Here is a 15,561-nt window from a genome sequence, read left to right as displayed (position 1 = left end):
AACTCACGAGGCGGCCTGCACGAATCCGGTCACCGAGGTCGCGATCAACTGGACGGCGATGGTGGCCAGCAGCAGACCGGCGATCTTGGCCAGCAAGGTGATGCCGCTGACCTTCAAGACGCGGATCAGCACCGTCGAATACAGCAGGGCCAGGCAGACCACGGCGTGTGCCGTGATGATCGCCGCCGCGATCGCCAGGTAGGCGCCCGGCCGGCCGTGCGCTTGGCTGACGGCGACGATCACCGCGGCGATCGCACCGGGACCGGCCAGCAGCGGGGTCCCCAGCGGCACCAGCGCGACGTTGACCTCGTCGTCGGCCGCCGCGGTCTTCGGGCCGCCGGTGGTGGTCAGCAGTTGCAGCGCCACCAGAAGCAGCAGCAGGCCGCCGGCCCCCTGCAACGCCGAGATGGAGACGTGCAGGTAGTTGAGGATGAATCGGCCGGCCACCGCGAAGATGCTGATGACCAGCAGCGACACCAGCGGCGCCTGGATCGCCGCGCGCCTGCGGTACTCGGGTGAGCGGCGTCCGACCAGGGACAGGAACACCGGAACCTGGCCCGGCGGATCCATGATGACGATCAGCGTGATCGCCGTCGTGGTGTAAACCGCCGTCTCGAAGTGCACGGGGCGCATGTTACCCGGGCCCCGCGGCACGATGCGCCGTACGATCGTGGACGTGCCCTCACTCCCCTGGGGCGGCAACGGCGGCCGCCGCGGCGGCGACGGCCCGATCCTGCCGCCGATACCGGCGAGCCGCGCCATCGTGGACTGCGGCATCTACGTCGACGGCAGGCGCGTGTCCGCGCATGTCGACTACGCCAGCGCGCACGAGATCGTCCGTGAGACCGGCGAGGGCTTCGTGTGGCTCGGCCTGCACGCGCCGACCCAGGGTCAGATGAACACCGTCGCCGAGGTCTTCGGCCTGCACCCGCTGCTGGTGGAGGACGTGGTGCACGCGCACCAGCGGCCGAAGCTCGAACTGTACGACGGCACGCTCTTCATGGTGCTGCGCACCATGAAGTACATCGACCACGACTCGCTCGACCGGGCCAACGACATCGTCGACACCGGCGAGATCATGATCGTCGCCGGCCACGACTTCGTCATCACCGTGCGGCACGGCGACCACACCGGGCTCGCCGGCGTGCGGGCGCGGCTGGAGACCAACCCCGAGCGCCTGGCCGTCGGTCCGCCCGCGGTGGTGCACGCCATCGCCGACCACATCATCGACGGCTACGTGGCCGTCGTCGAGGAGATGCAGGACGACGTCGACGAGGTGGAGGAGCGGGTGTTCTCCTCGAGCACCAAGAACCTCGACATCGACGTGGTCTACCTGTTCAAGCGGGAGATCCTGGAACTGCGGCGGGTGGTGATCCCGCTCGACGAGCCGCTGGCCTGGCTGTCCGGCGACGACCAGCGGCCGCGCGCGCTGCTGCGCGTGGAGCGCACCGAGACCTTCCGGCAGAAGGAGAATCGCCGGCACTTCCGCGACGTGCACGACCACCTGCGCACCGTGATCGACGCCGTGACCGAGTACGACGAGCGGCTCACCTCGCTCCTGGGCGCCGCCGCCACCAAGGTCGGCATCCAGCAGAACACCGATATGCGCAAGATCTCGTCGTGGGCGGCGCTGGCCGCGGTCCCGACGATGGTCGCCGGCTTCTACGGCATGAACTTCGACTGGATGCCCGAGCTGCACTGGCATTGGTCGTATCCGGTGCTGCTGCTCAGCGTGATCAGCGTGTGTCTGCTGCTGTGGCGGACGCTGCACCGCAACCACTGGCTCTGACCCGCGGTCACCGGCGCCGCAGGGTCTGCGACGGGAGTTCCCCGTACTGCTCCCGGTAGGCCGCGGCGAACCGGGACAGATGGGCGAATCCCCAGCGCAGGGCGACGTCGGTGACGGTGGCCGCCGGGTCACCGTCGAGCAGGTCCGCCCGCACCCGGCGCAGCCGCAACCGCTGCAGATAACCGGCCGGCGACACCGCCAGTTCCTCGGCGAACATCCGTTGCAGCGATCGGCGACTCACCCCGGCGTGGGCGGCGAGGTCGTCGACGCCGATCGGTTCGGCGATCCGCTCCTCGCAGTACTCCAGGGCCCGGGCCAGCGCTCGCCGATGCGGGCGTTCGTGGGCGGCATCGTCGAGCGCCCGGAGATAGCTGCCGGGCTGCGCCGCGACCAGCCCGGTCAGCATGTGATCGCGCCAGCTCCGCGCCGCCAGCGGGTGCGCCGCGAGCCCGTCGCCGGCGGCCAGGTCGCCGTAGACCATGTCGGCCAGGTGCCGCCACGACCGCAGCGGACCCGACCGCAGGTCCATCGGCACGGCGAATCCGGCGGGGGCGCCGACCGGCCGGCCGAGCACCGATTCCAGGTGCCGGTCCAGGGTGCGCTGTTCGATGCGCAGGTGCAGCTGCCCGTAGTCGTCGTCCATCTGCATGCTCGCCCGCATCCCGGGGCTCAGCACCGCACCGTGGCCGGCGTCGATCAACGACCCGCCGCCGCCCGCGCTGATCCGGCTGGTGCCGCGCATCGCGACGATCACGTCGTAGTAGTCGATCGGTTCGGTGATCTCGACGTCGACCGCGATCCCCTGCTCCAGGTAGATCACCTGGATGTCGGCCACCTGCGCCACCTGCACCACCCCGCGGAACTCGTGCGGCCCCTCCCGGCCGGCGACCGCGATGCGATGCGCGGTGAGCAGCCCGGCGGCCTGCGCCTGGAACTGATCGACGCCCAGGGTGCGCGACGCCCGCTCGACGTCGCCCAGCACCGACTCGGTCACCGCCGCCTCCTCGGTAGAACTCGTGGCGCGATCCGGATCGCGCCGACGCGATGCGGATAGTGCCGCTCCCCACCCGACTCTACTGTCAGTTGCGTCAGTCACACTCTCACGATAGGTAGTACTCCGATGGCCACTGATTTCGATGTGATCGTCGCCGGTTACGGCCCGACCGGTCAGGTGCTCGCTTCCATGCTCGGCCGCGCCGGGCACCGCGTCGCGGTGTTCGAGCGCTGGCCCAACCTCTACGGTCTCCCGCGGCTCACCCACATCGACGGCGAGACCGCCCGGATCATCCAGGCCGCCGGCGATGTCGAGCACGCCCTGCGCGACGCCGAGCCCGCCAAGAACTACGAGTGGCGCAACGGCGAGGGCGAACTCCTCGTCGCCCTCGACTGGGCGGGCGAGTCGTCCGGATTCGCCGCCCACTACACCATGTACCAGCCCGACATCGAGGACGCGGTCGACGAGCGCGCCCGCAGCTACCCGAACGTCGAGGTGCACATGGGCACCGAGCTGGTGGGGATCGAGCAGGACGACGACACCGTCGCGGTCACCGTGCGCCCGTGGACCAAGGACCGCACCTGGGCCGAGGCCGACATCGACGCCGCCGCGCGGACCTACACCGCGCGGTATCTGGTGGGTGCCGACGGCGCCAACAGCTTCGTCCGGGAGTCCCTCGGAATCACCCGCGACGACCTGGGCGTCGACGACACCTGGCTCAACATCGACACCCAGTGCCGTCACCCGCTCGGCGAGAACTTCGGCGTCACCCGCCAGTTCTGCGACCCCGAGCAGCCGAACATGTTCATGCCGATCGGCCTCACCCGCCAGCGTTTCGAGGTCGCCGTGCGCCCGGGCGACGACCCCACCGAGATGTCCACCGAGGAGTTCGCGTGGGCGTGGCTGGGCCGCAGGCACGGCCTCGGACCCGACGACGTCGAGATCCTGCGCCACGTGATCTACACCTTCTCCGCCCGCAACGCGCAGACCTGGCGGTCCGGCCGGGTGCTGCTGGCCGGCGACGCCGCGCACACCATGCCGCCGTACATGGGCCAGGGCGCCTGCTCCGGCATGCGCGACGGCATCACCGCCGCCTGGAAGCTGGACCAGGTGCTCCGGGGCAACGCGCCCGACGAGTACCTGGACACCTACGAGACCGAGCGCCGGCCGCATGCCGAGCTGATCCAGTTCTGCGCCGTCGAACTCGGCAAGGTCGCCAATCTCAAGGATCCGGTCGCGGCCGCCGAGCGCGATGCCATGTTCCGCCGCGGCGAGGTCCCGCCGCTGCCGCCGTTCCCGACCGTGCTGTCCGGCGTCGCCATGGCCGGCGACGAGCCGGCCCCGCTCGCCGGCACCCTCGCCCCGCAGTTCCGGGTGGCTTCGGCCGGCACGACCGCGCTGCTCGACGACCTGATCGGCTGGGGTTTCACCGTCGTCACCGCGGCCGATCCGGCCGCCGTGCTCGGCGAGCAGCAGCTCGCCTTCCTGGACCGGCTCGGCGCGACCGTGGTCAGCACGGCGCCGGGCACCGCGTACTCGGTCGAGGACGTCGACGGCGGCTACGCCGGCTGGTTCGCCGAGAACGGCGTCGACGCCCTGATCTCGCGGCCCGACTTCCATCTCTTCGGCGCCGTGCCCGCCGCCGAACTGGGCGCCCTGGTCGACGAGTTGCGGTCCACTCTGAGCGGTGCGGTGGTGACGCCGGCATGACCGCTGACGAGATCGCGGCCGCCAACGCCGCGCACCGGCGCGCCATGTCGCCGACCCGTCTGCTCGACTGCGGCATGGCCTACGCCGACACCCTCGACCTGGAGCGCCGGCTCGACGACGGTGTGGCCTGGGACGTCGCCTGCGAGCGGATCGGCGACGCCCGGTTCGCCGCCGCCGCGGACGCGCTCGCCGCCGGGCACCGGGTGACGGCCCGGCATCGGTTCGCCGATGCGGCCGGCGCCTATCTCTTCGCGCAGATGGCGATCAACGAGGACACCCCGCGCAAGGCCGCGCTGTATCAGCGGTTCGACGACGCGGTCGCCGGGCTGGCCGGTCTCTCCGATCCGCCGATCGAGCGGCTGGAGATCCCGTTCGGCGACGCCGCCCTGACCGGCTGGCACGTCCGGCCGCCGGGGCCGGCGATCGGCACGGTGATCGTCTTCGGCGGGCAGAGCGGCTGGGGCGCGGCGTACCTGCGCAACGCCGCGGCACTCGCCGAGCGCGGTATCGCGACCGTCCTGGCCGAGGGGCCCGGGCAGGGCGGCAGCCGGATCCGGCACGGCGTCCATCTCGACGTCGACGTCGCCGCCGCGTTCGGCCGGTTCGTCGACGCGGCGGTGGACCGGGTCGACGGTCCGGTCGGGATCTGGGGGAACAGTGTCGGCGGGCTGTTCGCCGGGCTCACCGCCGCGGCCGATCCGCGCATCGTCGCGTGCTGCATCAACGGCGGCTTCGCCCGGCCGCGATTGCTCGGCTTCCGGACCTTCGCCGAACAGGCCGCGGCCATGCTCGGCACCGACGACCCGGCGGCGATCACCGCCAACTTCGACCGGCTCGCGTTCGATCCGGCCGGCCACCGCATCGACGGCGCCCTCCTGGTGCTGCACGGCGGCGCCGATCCGCTCGTCGACCTCGCCGACCAGCAGCCCTTCCTCGACGCCGCCCGCGATGCCACCCTGCACGTCTGGGACGACGGCGAGCACACGATCTACAACCACGGCGACGAGCGCAACGATCTCGTGGCCGACTGGTTCGCCGACCGATTCACCGACCCGGGAGCCGCCACGTGAAGTTCACCCATCGCAGTCTCGAGCAGACCGTCCACTTCGCCACCGGCGCGGCCGCCGAGTCGGCCCGCCGGGCCGTGGCGGATCTGGGCGGCCAGCGCGTCTTCGTCATCGCCTCGGCGCGCGCCGCGGCCCAGGCCGCCGCGGTGATCGACGCGGTGCCGGCGGCCGCGCACTTCGACGAGGTCGCCATGCACGTGCCGGTCGAGCTGGCCGAGCGGGCCCGGCTCGCTGCCGCCGCGGCCGGCGCCGATCTGCTCCTCAGCATCGGAGGCGGCTCGGCCACCGGGCTGGCCAAGGCGATCGCCCTGGAGTCCGGGCTGCCGATCGTCGCGATACCGACCACCTACTCAGGTTCCGAGGCCACCCCGATGTGGGGCCTGACCGACGCCGACGGCAAGCGCACCGGCGTCGACGACCGCGTCCTGCCCCGGTCGGTGGTGTACGACGCCGCGTACACCGCGAGCATGCCGGTCCCAGCCGCCGTGACCTCCGGTCTCAACGCGCTCGCCCACTGCATCGATTCGCTGTGGGCGCCGAACGCCGACCCGATCAACGCGGCCTTCGCCGCCGAGGGCATCCGGGCGCTCGGTGTCGGCCTGCGCGGGCTGGCCGCGGTCCCCGGCACCGTCTCCGGCGCCGAGCAGATCCTGTACGCGACCTACCTGTCCGGGGTGGCCTTCGCCTCGGCCGGATCCGGCCTGCACCACAAGATCGCCCACGTGCTCGGCGGCGCCTACAACCTGCCGCACGCGCCGCTGCATTCGGCGCTCCTCCCCTTCGTGACCGCGTTCAACGCCCCCGCCGCGCCCGCCGCCGCGGCCCGGCTCGCCGCCGGTCTCGGCGCCGACGACGGGCTGACCGGGCTCGTCGCGCTGTACGACGCCGTCGGCGCCCCCCGCTCGCTGACCGAGATCGGCTTCGACGCCGCACGGATCGGCGAGGCCGTCGCGGCGATCCTGCCGATCGCGCCGCCCAGCAATCCCCGGCCGGTGACCGCCGAGAACCTGACCGCGCTGCTGACCGCGGCCACCCGCGGCGACGATCCGGCCGTCCTCACCGAAGGAGCACAGTCATGACCCACGACGCTCAGCAGCTCGCCGAGGAATCGCTGACCCGGCGAGTCCTGGCCTCCTTCGCCGGCACCCCCGACGACCGGCTGCGCGAGGTGATGCAGTCGCTGGTGACCCACCTGCACGCCTTCATCCGCGACGTCCGGCTCACCGAGGCCGAGTGGCAGGCCGGCATCGATTTCCTCACCGGCTGCGGGCACATCACCGACGACCGCCGCCAGGAGTTCATCCTGCTCTCCGACGTCCTCGGCGCTTCGATGCAGACCATCACGGTCGCCAACCCGGTGGACGGCCGGATCACCGAGTCCACCGTGTTCGGACCGTTCTTCGTCGAGGATTCACCTCGGATACCGCTCGGCGGCGACATCGCCGGCGGCGCGCCGGGCCAGCCCTGCTGGGTGCAGGGCCGGGTCACCGACGTCGCCGGGAACCCGGTTCCCGGCGCCCGCGTCGAGGTCTGGGAGGCCGACGAGGACGGCTTCTACGACGTCCAGTACGGCGACGAGCGGGTCGCCGGGCGCGCGCACCTGTTCACCGACGACGACGGCCGGTACCGATTCTGGGGGCTGACGCCCACGCCGTACCCGATCCCGCACGACGGCCCGGTCGGCCGGATGCTCGCCGCCGTGAACCGCTCCCCGGTGCGCGCGGCACACCTGCACTTCATGGTGACCGCCCCGGGACTGCGGACCCTCGTCACGCACATCTTCGTCGAGGGCGACCCGCAGCTGGCGGCCGGCGACAGCGTCTTCGGCGTCAAGGACTCGCTGATCAGCGCCTTCGACGTGCAGCCCGCAGGCACCCCCACCCCCGACGGTCGCGACCTGGGCGGCCGGGACTGGGCGCGCGCCGAGTTCGACATCGTGCTGGCCCCCGCGGACGCCTGAGCGCGCCGACCGGTCAGGCGGGGGTCACGCCCCCGCGGGCCGGATCGGTGACGTCCACGCCGCCCTCGGCCCACGCCTCGCGGAGCGCCGCCGCGCCCTTGAGCCGCACCCAGGCGGCCTCGTTCGCGGTGATCGGGACGGCCCGCAGAAAGCGCACCGGGTCGGCCGGGGCGTCGAGCGGCAGGTCGTCGACGCCGGAATCGGCCGACAGCAGCAGCGCCGAACACACGGCGCCGGCCCAGAGCGGTTCCTGCAGGTCGATCAGCGAGTCGTCGCCCAGGACCAGGCCCTCCACCGCGGGCGCGGCGGCCACCGTCGCGAGGGAGCGGTGCAGCCCCGGCAGCGGCGACACCGCGCGCATGCGCACCACGAGTTCGGCGCGCGGCCCTCGCTCCGGGTCCGGCGCGAGGTCGGCCGGGTCGTGCATGGGATGACGGGCGCAGCCCACCGTCGCGAACACCAATTCCGCCGCCCCCTGAGCCCCGTCCATCGCCCCCTGAGCTCCGTCGAAGGGACCGAAACGCAGCACGTCGATCGGTTCGACCCCGAGGAAGGTCACCGACGCGCGCTGCGGCTGCGCGCCGAGTCCCGCGGTCAGGTGGGCGGCGATGCGATCGGTCGTCGACGCCGCCACTACCGGAGCGCGACGCCGGACGCGGCGTCGAACACGTGGAGCAGGCGCGGCTCCATCGCCAGGTGCAGGATGCCGCCGCGCGGCACCCGGGTGGCCGGCAGCAGACGCGCCACCTTCTGGCCGCCCGAGGTGGTGGCCCCGAGGTCCTCGGCGAGCTGATTCAGCAGGTCCGCGTGGCGCCCGCCGTCGTCGAGGGTGAAGTAGTAGTACTTGTCCGAGCCCATCGACTCGACGATGTCCACGCGGGCGTCGAAGGTCTTCATGATCGGCAGCTGCGCCGGGTCCATCTGTTCGGCGTCGGCCAGGTGCTCGGGGCGGATGCCGAGCAGCACCTCGCCGGAGGAACCCGCGCGCTGGGCGGCCTCGACCACCCGCGCGTAGTCGGGCAGCTCGATCGGTCCGAGCACGCTGTCGACACCGGTCTGGGTGAGCCGGCCGGGAATGAAGTTCATCGCCGGGGAGCCGATGAAACCGGCGACGAACAGGTTGGCCGGATGGTCATAGAGGTCCTGCGGCGCCCCGACCTGCTGCACCACACCGCCGCGCATCACCACCACGCGGTCGCCGAGGGTCATCGCCTCGGTCTGATCGTGGGTGACGTACACGGTGGTGACCCCGAGCCGGGACTGCAGTTCGGCGATCTCGGTGCGCATCTGCACGCGCAGCTTGGCGTCGAGGTTGCTCAGCGGCTCGTCCATCAGGAACGCCTTGGGGTGCCGGACGATCGCCCGGCCCATGGCGACGCGCTGCCGCTGGCCGCCGGACAGGTTCGCCGGCTTGCGGTCCAGGTATTCGGTGAGATCGAGGATGCGGGCGGCCTCGTCGACCTTGGCCGCGATCTCCGCCTTCGGCAGCTTCGCCAGGCTCAGCGGGAAGGCGATGTTCTCCCGCACCGTCATGTGCGGGTAGAGCGCGTAGCTCTGGAACACCATCGCGATGTCGCGGTCCTTCGGCGCGACGTCGTTCATCCGCTCGCCACCGATGTACAGGTCGCCGCCGGAGATGTCTTCCAGGCCGGCGATCATGTTGAGCGTCGTCGACTTGCCGCAGCCCGACGGGCCGACCAGGATCACGAACTCGCCGTCGGCGATCCGCAGGTTGACGCCGTGCACGGCCGTCGAGCCGTCCGGGTACTGCTTGGAGACGTTCTCCAGAACGATGTCGGCCATGGGTTATCCCTTCACCGCGCCGGAGGTGAGACCGGCGACGATACGACGTTGGAAGAAGAGTACGAAGACGATGATCGGGATCGTGATCACCACGGCGGCCGCGGCGATCGATCCGGTGGGTTCCTCGAACTGGCTGCTGCCGGTGAACTGCGAGATCGCGACCGGCGCGGTGATCGCCCGCGGGGTCGAGGTCAGCGACAGGGCCAGCAGCAGGTCGTTCCAGGCGAAGATGAAGACCAGGATCGCGGCGGTCACCACGCCCGGCGCGGCGAGCGGCACGATCACCCGGCGGAAGGCCTGCCCGGAGGTGGCGCCGTCCATCATGGCCGCCTTCTCCAGATCCCAGGGGATCTCCCGGAAGAAGGCCGACAGCGTGTAGATCGCCAGCGGCAGCGCGAACGCCACGTACGGGATCACCAGGCCGGTCCAGGTGTCGAACAGACCGAGCCGGCGCTCGATGTTGAACAGCGGCGTCACCAGCGAGATCTGCGGGAACATGGCGATCAGCAGCGCGACGCCGACCAGCAGCTTCTTACCGCGGAACTCCAGGCGGGCGACCGCGTAGGCGGCCATCGTGCCGAGAATCACGGCCACGGCGGTGGTGATCAGTCCGACACCGATCGAGTTCAGCAGCGGTCGCCCGAAGTTGCCGCCGTCGGTCAGCGGCACGATGATGCCCCAGATCAGGCCGACCACCCAGGCCACCGAGAGCACCGCGACCAGCGCGGTCGCCACGCGCTTGCGCTGGGCGTCGCCCGACTCCTCGGCACCGCGGCGCCACCACAGCGCGACGGCGAGCACGACGCCGCCGATCGCGAGCCCGAGCAGCGCCCACAGCAGGTCGGTGAGCACCCCGGAGGCGAACAGCCCGCGGTAGTTCTCCATGGTCCACTCGCGCGGAATGAAGTTGCCGTCGAGCACGCTGCCCGAGGGCTTGAACGACAGGCTGATGATCCACCAGAGCGGCACGATCGCGTACAGGATCACCAGCACGTTGGCGACGGTCCAGCCGACGCGGCGATTGACGTTGTTCACCTCCGGCTACCTCCCCTCGTTGTCGGAACCGGGCGCGGCGGCGCCGAAGACCTTGATGAAGATGAAGGCGATGATCGCCACGCACACGAAGATCAGGATGCTGATCGCCGAGCCGACGCCCAGGTTGAAAGCCTTGAACAGGTTGTCGTAGCCGAGCATCGAGACCGAGCCGGTCTGATTGTTGCCCTTGGTCAGGATGTAGATGTTGTCGAAGATCCGGAACGCGTCCAGCGTGCGGAACAGCAGAGCGACCAGGATCGCCGGCTTCATCAGCGGGATGATGATCTTCCGCAGCCGCGTCCACGCCCCGGCACCGTCCACCTGCGCGGCCTTGAGCAGGTCGTCGGGCACCAGCGCCAGACCGGCCAGCAGCAGCAGCGCCATGAACGGGGTGGTCTTCCACACCTCGGCCAGGATGATGATGAACAACGACGGCCACTGCTCGGTGAGCGGCGGCGTGGCCCCGTCGGGCAGCAGGTTCGCCAGGTAGCCGGTGCCCGGGGTCCAGGCGTAGTACCAGGAGAACGCCGCCGCCACCGTGACGATGCCGTACGGGATCAGCACGACGGTCCGGATGGTGCCGCGGCCGAAGATGGTGCGGTGCATCACCAGCGCGATCATCATGCCGAGGACCAACTCGATCGCCACCGAGACGACGGTGATGAACAGCGTCACCCAGAGCGAATTCCACCAGTAGCTGTCGGTCAGGACGGTCGCGTAGTTGCCGAAGCCGATGAACTTGTTGTCGTCCGGCGCGGTCAGCGTCGCCTTGTTCAGCGACAGCCAGAACGCGTAGACGATCGGGTAGCCGGTCACCAGCAGCATGACGATCGCGGCGGGCGCCACCAGCAGATACGCCAGCCGGCGCTCGCCGGCCTTGCGGGCGGTGGCGCCGCGCGAGCGCGCGGGCTTGGCCTTCGCCGCGGGGGCGGCGGGCGGCGGGGGCGATGCGTCGAGCAGGTCGGTGATGGAGCCGGTCGCGGTGGCCGCCGGCGCGGGCCGCGGCGTCTGCGGCCGCGGCGGCTGGGCCGGCTGCGCGGGCGGCCCCTGCGGCGGCAGCGGCCGCGGCGCCGACGGCGGCGGCACCCAGGCGTCGGAGTGCACCGGCGCGATCGGGCCGGTCTCGGCGGGTCCCGCGGGCGGCGCGGGCCGCGTCTCGTCGCCGCGGGAGTGACGGCCGGGCGCGTCGTCGCCGGCCGGGGTCTCGCGGGTGGTGTCGTCGTCACCGGTGGTCATGGGATGATCCCCTCCCCGTCGATCGCCTTCTGCACCTGCTCGGCCAGCTTGTCGACCATCGACGCCGGGTCCCATCTTCCGACCGGGCTGAGCGTGGCGGTGACCAGCGTCGACATCGCCTGGTATTGCGGGGTGGCCGGACGCGGCGCCACGTGGTCGGCCTCCAGCTGGGTGCGGATGTCGTCACCCATCGGGTAGGCGACCTTGAAGTCCTTCTCGTCGTACAGCGACGCCACCGTCGGCGGCAGCGCGCCCTCCAGGGCGTACACGCGCTGGGCGTCCTTGCTGGTGAGGCAGGAGGCGACCTTGGCCGCGAGTTCCGGTTGCCGCGAGGTGGAGGCCACCGCGATGTTCAGGCCGCCCAGCGTCGACTTGGCCGGCAGGTCCTTCGACACACCCGGGTAGAGCGCGAAATCGAACCGCGTGCGCAGTTCCCGGTTGATCGGGACCAGCTCGGCCGCGGTCGGCGGGTTCTCCTCGTCGAGGATCCGCTTCGCGAACGGGGCCATCTCGGTCTTGAGGAAGTCGATGTTGCCGGAAGCGCCGTTCTTGCGGGCCGAGTCGAAGACGAACGGCCAGTTGATCTCGAAGGCGGCCTCGCCACGCTCCATGCCGTCGCGGGCCGAGCCCTCGTCGGAGTTGCTGATCGACGGATCGGCGCCCGGATAGGTGGACACCGCCTTGAGGATCTGCAGCGCCCTGAGGGTCGCCGCGCGGTGCTCGGGCGTGTCGTTGAGGGTCTGCTTGGACGGGTCGTCCGGGTCCAGGATGTGGCCGCCGGCGCTCTGCAGCACCGAGTTGAACCACACCATCAGGCCTTCGTACTGGCTGCCCTGCACCAGGATCTGGGTCGGCCCCTTGGGGTCCTGCCGGTGGATCTCGGTGGCGTTCTCGATCATCTGATCCCAGGTGACCGGCACCTGGGACTTGCGCCCGAGGAACTTCTTCAGCACGTCGGGGCGGTACCACATCAGCTCGGTGTTGGTCCAGATCGGCAGCGCGTACAGCCGCTTCTCGGCGTCGTCGGGCCGCTTCCACATGGCGGTCTCCACCGGGCCGGCGAGATTGTTCTCGATCACCTGCTCGGCCTCGGCGTCGGGCACCGGCACCAGCCATCCGGCGTTGGCGAACTCGGCGGTCCACACCACGTCCATCGCCATCACGTCGAGGCCGTGGTCGTTGCCGGCCAGGCGGCGGGCCAGCTGCAGACGCTGACCGTCGGCGTCCTTCGGGAGGATCGTGACCGCGGCGCGGTACGCCCCACCGGATTCCTTGTTGCAGATCGCGGCGCGCGCGGTGATCTGGTCGGCGCCGTCGGCGGGCGCGTAGACGTTGATCACGCCGGGCGAGTAGCCCGAGCCGCAGGCCGCCAGCAGCGGCACTGCGGCGGCGGCCGCGACCGCGGCGGCCGTCAGCCGGGTGCGCGCGCGGCGGCGCTTCGTTGAAGACTTCCGGACCATCTCGCTAGACGCCTCCTCGACACATACGGCCACCGGCGTAGCTGAAAAACGCCTGTGAAAATTGCTGTGCCGCTTAGGCTAACCCACCGGCGAGTGACAAACCGCACACATCGGCCGGGACGGAGTGTCGCCCGGGGGCGAGGGGTCCTAGAGCGCGAGCTTGGTCAGCATGTCGCGGGCCTGCTCGGCGCTGCCCGGATCGCAGAGGACGTCGTACCGCCCGGCGACCAACTGCATGGTCGACGCGAAGTCGCGCTGGCCGCGGGTCGCGGCGTACGGGATCGCGCCGCTGATCACGCCGAAGACCATGCCGGCGATCACGCAGAACACGATCGGCCACCAGAAGTCCTGGCCGTTGAAGAAGATCGAGATGATCAGACCGACGAACAGGCCGAACCACGCGCCCGACGCCAGCCCGCCGCCGAGCACCTTGCCCCACGTCAGCCGGCCGAGGACCCGCTCCACCTGCATCAGGTCGACGCCGACGATCGTCAGCTTCTCCACGTGGAACTGGTTGTCGGACAGGTAGTCGACGGCCCGCTGCGCCTGCTCGTAGGTGTCGTACGAGCCGACGGGCCAGCCGGTCGGCTTGGTCGGCAGGCCCGGGGTCGGTCGCGGCTGAGTCATGGTTCCCCCTCGAGGAATGTGCGTGGCAGCGGGCGGCTACTTCTACTCTTGAGACCATGACGTCAACGCTCAAGGTCTTCGTGGCCAGATTAGTCGGTCTCGTCGTCCTGGGTCCGGACGGCGAGTCGATCGGGCGTGTGCGCGACGTGGTGGTGTCCATGTACCTGCCCGGTCAGCGCCCGCGCGCGCTCGGCCTCGCCGTCGAACTGGCCGCCGGCCGGCGCCGGATCTTCGTGCCGATGAGCCGGGTGATCAACATCGACGCCGACGCGATCACGCTCACCACCGGCCGCATCAACATGCGCAAACTGCAGCTGCGGGTGAACGAGGCGCTGGCCGTCGGCCAGATCCTGGAGAGCCGGGTGCAGACCGACGACCCCGACCATCCCGAACTGCACGGCACCGGGCTGTCGGTGGTCGACATGGAGATCGAGCGGACCCGCAGCCTGGACTGGGTGGTCGGCCGCGTCGCGCTGCGCACCACCCGCAAGGGCCTGCGCCGGCGCGGCGAGACGATCGTCGTGCCGTGGAATCACGTCGTCGGCATCACCGAACTGAACCTCAGCCAGCCCGGGCACGGGGTGGAACTGGCGCTGGCCCAGTTCGAGGGGATGCGCCCGGCGGACGTCGCCAACGCGCTGCGCGAGCTGCCAGAGAGCCGCCGCGAGGAACTGGCCGCCGCCCTGGACGACGAGCGTCTGGCCGACATCCTGCAGGAGATGACCGCCGACGACCAGACCGCCCTGCTGGCCAGCCTGAAACCCGCCCGCGCCGCGGACGTCCTGGAAGCGATGGACCCCGACGACGTCGCCGACCTGCTCGGCGAGATGCCGGCCGCCGAGGCCGAGGCGATGCTGGCCCGGATGGACCCCGAGGAGTCGGCACCGGTCCGCCGCCTGCTGCTGCACTCCCCCGACACCGCCGGCGGCGTGATGACGCCGGAGCCGATCATCGTGGCGGCCAACGCCACCGTCTCCGAGGCGCTGGCGCGGGTCGCCAACCCGGACATCGCCTCGGCGGGCGCGAGCATGGTCTTCGTCGTCCGCCCGCCGACCAGCACCCCGACCGGAAAACTCCTCGGCGCCGTCCACACCCAGGCCCTGTTGCGTGAGCCGCCGGCCAACCTGGTGGCCGGCATCCTCGACGCCGACATCCCCCGCCTGAGCCCCACCGACTCCCTGGAGGTGATGACGCGATTCTTCGCGACCTATAACCTGGTCCTCGCGCCCGTGGTCGACGACGGCGCGCATCTGCTGGGCGCCGTGGCGGTCGACGATCTGCTCGACGCCGTGCTGCCCCGCGACTGGCGCGATCAGGAACCGGAGGCCCTCCCGCGATGAGCCCACGCCGCCTCGACACCCCCAGCGAAGGCCGGCGTCGCTTCTCTCCGCAGATCGACGCCGACGTGGTCGGCGTCTACGCCGAGCGGGTCGCCCGGTTCCTCGGCACCGGCAGCTACCTCGCGATCCAGACCATCGTCGTGGTGGTGTGGATCGGGCTGAATCTCGGCGCGTTCGCCTGGCGCTGGGATCCGTACCCGTTCATCCTGCTCAATCTGGCGTTCTCCACGCAGGCCGCCTACGCGGCGCCGCTGATCCTGCTGGCCCAGAACCGGCAGGAGAACCGCGACAAGGTGGCCCTCGACGAGGACCGTCGCCGGGCCGCACAGACCAAGGCCGACACCGAGTTCCTGGCCCGCGAGCTGGCCGCCGTCCGGCTCGCGGTCGGCGACACCGTCACCCGCGACTACCTGCGGCGCGAGCTGGACGATCTGGTCGACGAACTCGTCGAACGGCTCCGCGAGCAGCCCGGAACCGGCGGCACCGAGGCCGGTGAACCGGAGATCGCGCGGTAGCCCTGACCCGCCGGGCTACCGCAGG

General features: G+C 71.1%; 15 protein-coding genes. 7 read left to right on the top strand and 8 right to left on the bottom strand.

Translation table 11 applies throughout. The features are described from left to right. Positions 1-3: 3 nt before the first annotated feature. A complete protein-coding gene (locus ACSEEN_RS02565; protein ID WP_247867126.1) occupies positions 4-624 on the bottom strand; it encodes a MarC family protein in 621 nt (206 codons plus the stop codon). A 52-nt stretch (positions 625-676) separates the two neighbouring features. Here ACSEEN_RS02565 and ACSEEN_RS02560 point away from each other — a divergent pair, with 52 nt between their 5' ends. Then, complete coding sequence (locus tag ACSEEN_RS02560; RefSeq protein ID WP_440712227.1) at positions 677-1,789, top strand: magnesium and cobalt transport protein CorA; 1,113 nt, start codon at positions 677-679, stop codon at positions 1,787-1,789. Between the two features lie 7 nt (positions 1,790-1,796). Here ACSEEN_RS02560 and ACSEEN_RS02555 read toward each other — a convergent pair whose 3' ends face one another. After that, complete coding sequence (locus tag ACSEEN_RS02555; RefSeq protein WP_440712226.1) at positions 1,797-2,783, bottom strand: AraC family transcriptional regulator; 987 nt, start codon at positions 2,781-2,783, stop codon at positions 1,797-1,799. A 126-nt stretch (positions 2,784-2,909) separates the two neighbouring features. On the opposite strand from ACSEEN_RS02555, the gene mhpA reads away from it, so the two are divergent. From mhpA to ACSEEN_RS02535, 4 genes are read left to right on the top strand one after another with little or no spacing between them, the layout of a single operon-like run. After that, entirely contained in the window at positions 2,910-4,493 is a 1,584-nt protein-coding gene (mhpA, locus tag ACSEEN_RS02550; RefSeq protein WP_440712225.1) for a bifunctional 3-(3-hydroxy-phenyl)propionate/3-hydroxycinnamic acid hydroxylase MhpA, read from the top strand. After that, a complete protein-coding gene (locus ACSEEN_RS02545; protein ID WP_440712224.1) occupies positions 4,490-5,563 on the top strand; it encodes an alpha/beta hydrolase family protein in 1,074 nt (357 codons plus the stop codon). The genes mhpA and ACSEEN_RS02545 overlap by 4 nt, the downstream gene beginning before the upstream one ends. Further along, entirely contained in the window at positions 5,560-6,639 is a 1,080-nt protein-coding gene (locus ACSEEN_RS02540; RefSeq protein ID WP_440712223.1) for an iron-containing alcohol dehydrogenase, read from the top strand. Before ACSEEN_RS02545 ends, ACSEEN_RS02540 begins: the two co-directional genes overlap by 4 nt. Beyond that, the gene (locus tag ACSEEN_RS02535; protein WP_440712222.1) at positions 6,636-7,520 is read left to right on the top strand and encodes a dioxygenase family protein; all 885 of its coding nucleotides are present in this window, start codon (positions 6,636-6,638) and stop codon (positions 7,518-7,520) included. The genes ACSEEN_RS02540 and ACSEEN_RS02535 overlap by 4 nt, the downstream gene beginning before the upstream one ends. Positions 7,521-7,533: 13 nt before the next feature. On the opposite strand, the gene ACSEEN_RS02530 is transcribed toward ACSEEN_RS02535, so the two are convergent. The 6 genes from ACSEEN_RS02530 to ACSEEN_RS02505 form a co-directional block, all read right to left on the bottom strand. Next, complete coding sequence (locus ACSEEN_RS02530; RefSeq protein ID WP_440712221.1) at positions 7,534-8,154, bottom strand: suppressor of fused domain protein; 621 nt, start codon at positions 8,152-8,154, stop codon at positions 7,534-7,536. After that, the gene (locus tag ACSEEN_RS02525; protein WP_298444051.1) at positions 8,154-9,323 is read right to left on the bottom strand and encodes an ABC transporter ATP-binding protein; all 1,170 of its coding nucleotides are present in this window, start codon (positions 9,321-9,323) and stop codon (positions 8,154-8,156) included. Before ACSEEN_RS02525 ends, ACSEEN_RS02530 begins: the two co-directional genes overlap by 1 nt. 3 nt (positions 9,324-9,326) lie before the next feature. Further along, positions 9,327-10,058, bottom strand: a complete 732-nt coding sequence (locus tag ACSEEN_RS02520) for a carbohydrate ABC transporter permease (protein ID WP_440712271.1) — start codon at positions 10,056-10,058, stop codon at positions 9,327-9,329. A 306-nt stretch (positions 10,059-10,364) separates the two neighbouring features. Continuing rightward, on the bottom strand, positions 10,365-11,594 hold the full coding sequence (locus ACSEEN_RS02515) for a carbohydrate ABC transporter permease (RefSeq protein ID WP_440712220.1): 1,230 nt from the start codon (positions 11,592-11,594) through the stop codon (positions 10,365-10,367). After that, entirely contained in the window at positions 11,591-13,054 is a 1,464-nt protein-coding gene (locus tag ACSEEN_RS02510; protein ID WP_247867123.1) for an extracellular solute-binding protein, read from the bottom strand. The genes ACSEEN_RS02515 and ACSEEN_RS02510 overlap by 4 nt, the downstream gene beginning before the upstream one ends. Positions 13,055-13,201: 147 nt before the next feature. After that, positions 13,202-13,681, bottom strand: coding sequence for a YflT domain-containing protein (locus tag ACSEEN_RS02505; protein ID WP_247867122.1), 480 nt, complete (start codon positions 13,679-13,681; stop codon positions 13,202-13,204). Between the two features lie 56 nt (positions 13,682-13,737). Between ACSEEN_RS02505 and ACSEEN_RS02500 the strand changes: the two genes are divergently transcribed. Together ACSEEN_RS02500 and ACSEEN_RS02495 are read left to right on the top strand one after the other, a co-directional pair. After that, positions 13,738-15,021 carry a magnesium transporter MgtE N-terminal domain-containing protein gene (locus tag ACSEEN_RS02500; RefSeq protein ID WP_440712219.1) on the top strand — a complete coding sequence of 428 codons (1,284 nt, stop codon included), beginning with the start codon at positions 13,738-13,740 and terminating at the stop codon, positions 15,019-15,021. Then, complete coding sequence (locus ACSEEN_RS02495; protein ID WP_440712218.1) at positions 15,018-15,536, top strand: DUF1003 domain-containing protein; 519 nt, start codon at positions 15,018-15,020, stop codon at positions 15,534-15,536. Before ACSEEN_RS02500 ends, ACSEEN_RS02495 begins: the two co-directional genes overlap by 4 nt. The last annotated feature ends 25 nt before the right edge of the window (positions 15,537-15,561 follow it).

This window comes from Gordonia marina, from assembly GCF_052036135.1.
Lineage (GTDB): Bacteria > Actinomycetota > Actinomycetes > Mycobacteriales > Mycobacteriaceae > Gordonia.
Note: the sequence above shows the minus strand (reverse complement) of the source record. Positions and strands in the feature narration are given on the sequence as shown.

What these genes read in the sequence shown, in the direction of transcription:
- ACSEEN_RS02535 (WP_440712222.1), top strand. Translation starts at nt 6,636, where the DNA reads ATGACCCACGACGCTCAGCAGCTCGCCGAGGAATCGCTGACCCGGCGA.
- ACSEEN_RS02500 (WP_440712219.1), top strand. Translation starts at nt 13,738, where the DNA reads ATGACGTCAACGCTCAAGGTCTTCGTGGCCAGATTAGTCGGTCTCGTC.
- ACSEEN_RS02495 (WP_440712218.1), top strand. Translation starts at nt 15,018, where the DNA reads ATGAGCCCACGCCGCCTCGACACCCCCAGCGAAGGCCGGCGTCGCTTC.
- ACSEEN_RS02505 (WP_247867122.1), bottom strand. Translation starts at nt 13,681, where the DNA reads ATGACTCAGCCGCGACCGACCCCGGGCCTGCCGACCAAGCCGACCGGC.
- ACSEEN_RS02510 (WP_247867123.1), bottom strand. Translation starts at nt 13,054, where the DNA reads ATGGTCCGGAAGTCTTCAACGAAGCGCCGCCGCGCGCGCACCCGGCTG.
- ACSEEN_RS02515 (WP_440712220.1), bottom strand. Translation starts at nt 11,594, where the DNA reads ATGACCACCGGTGACGACGACACCACCCGCGAGACCCCGGCCGGCGAC.
- mhpA (WP_440712225.1), top strand. Translation starts at nt 2,910, where the DNA reads ATGGCCACTGATTTCGATGTGATCGTCGCCGGTTACGGCCCGACCGGT.
- ACSEEN_RS02545 (WP_440712224.1), top strand. Translation starts at nt 4,490, where the DNA reads ATGACCGCTGACGAGATCGCGGCCGCCAACGCCGCGCACCGGCGCGCC.
- ACSEEN_RS02525 (WP_298444051.1), bottom strand. Translation starts at nt 9,323, where the DNA reads ATGGCCGACATCGTTCTGGAGAACGTCTCCAAGCAGTACCCGGACGGC.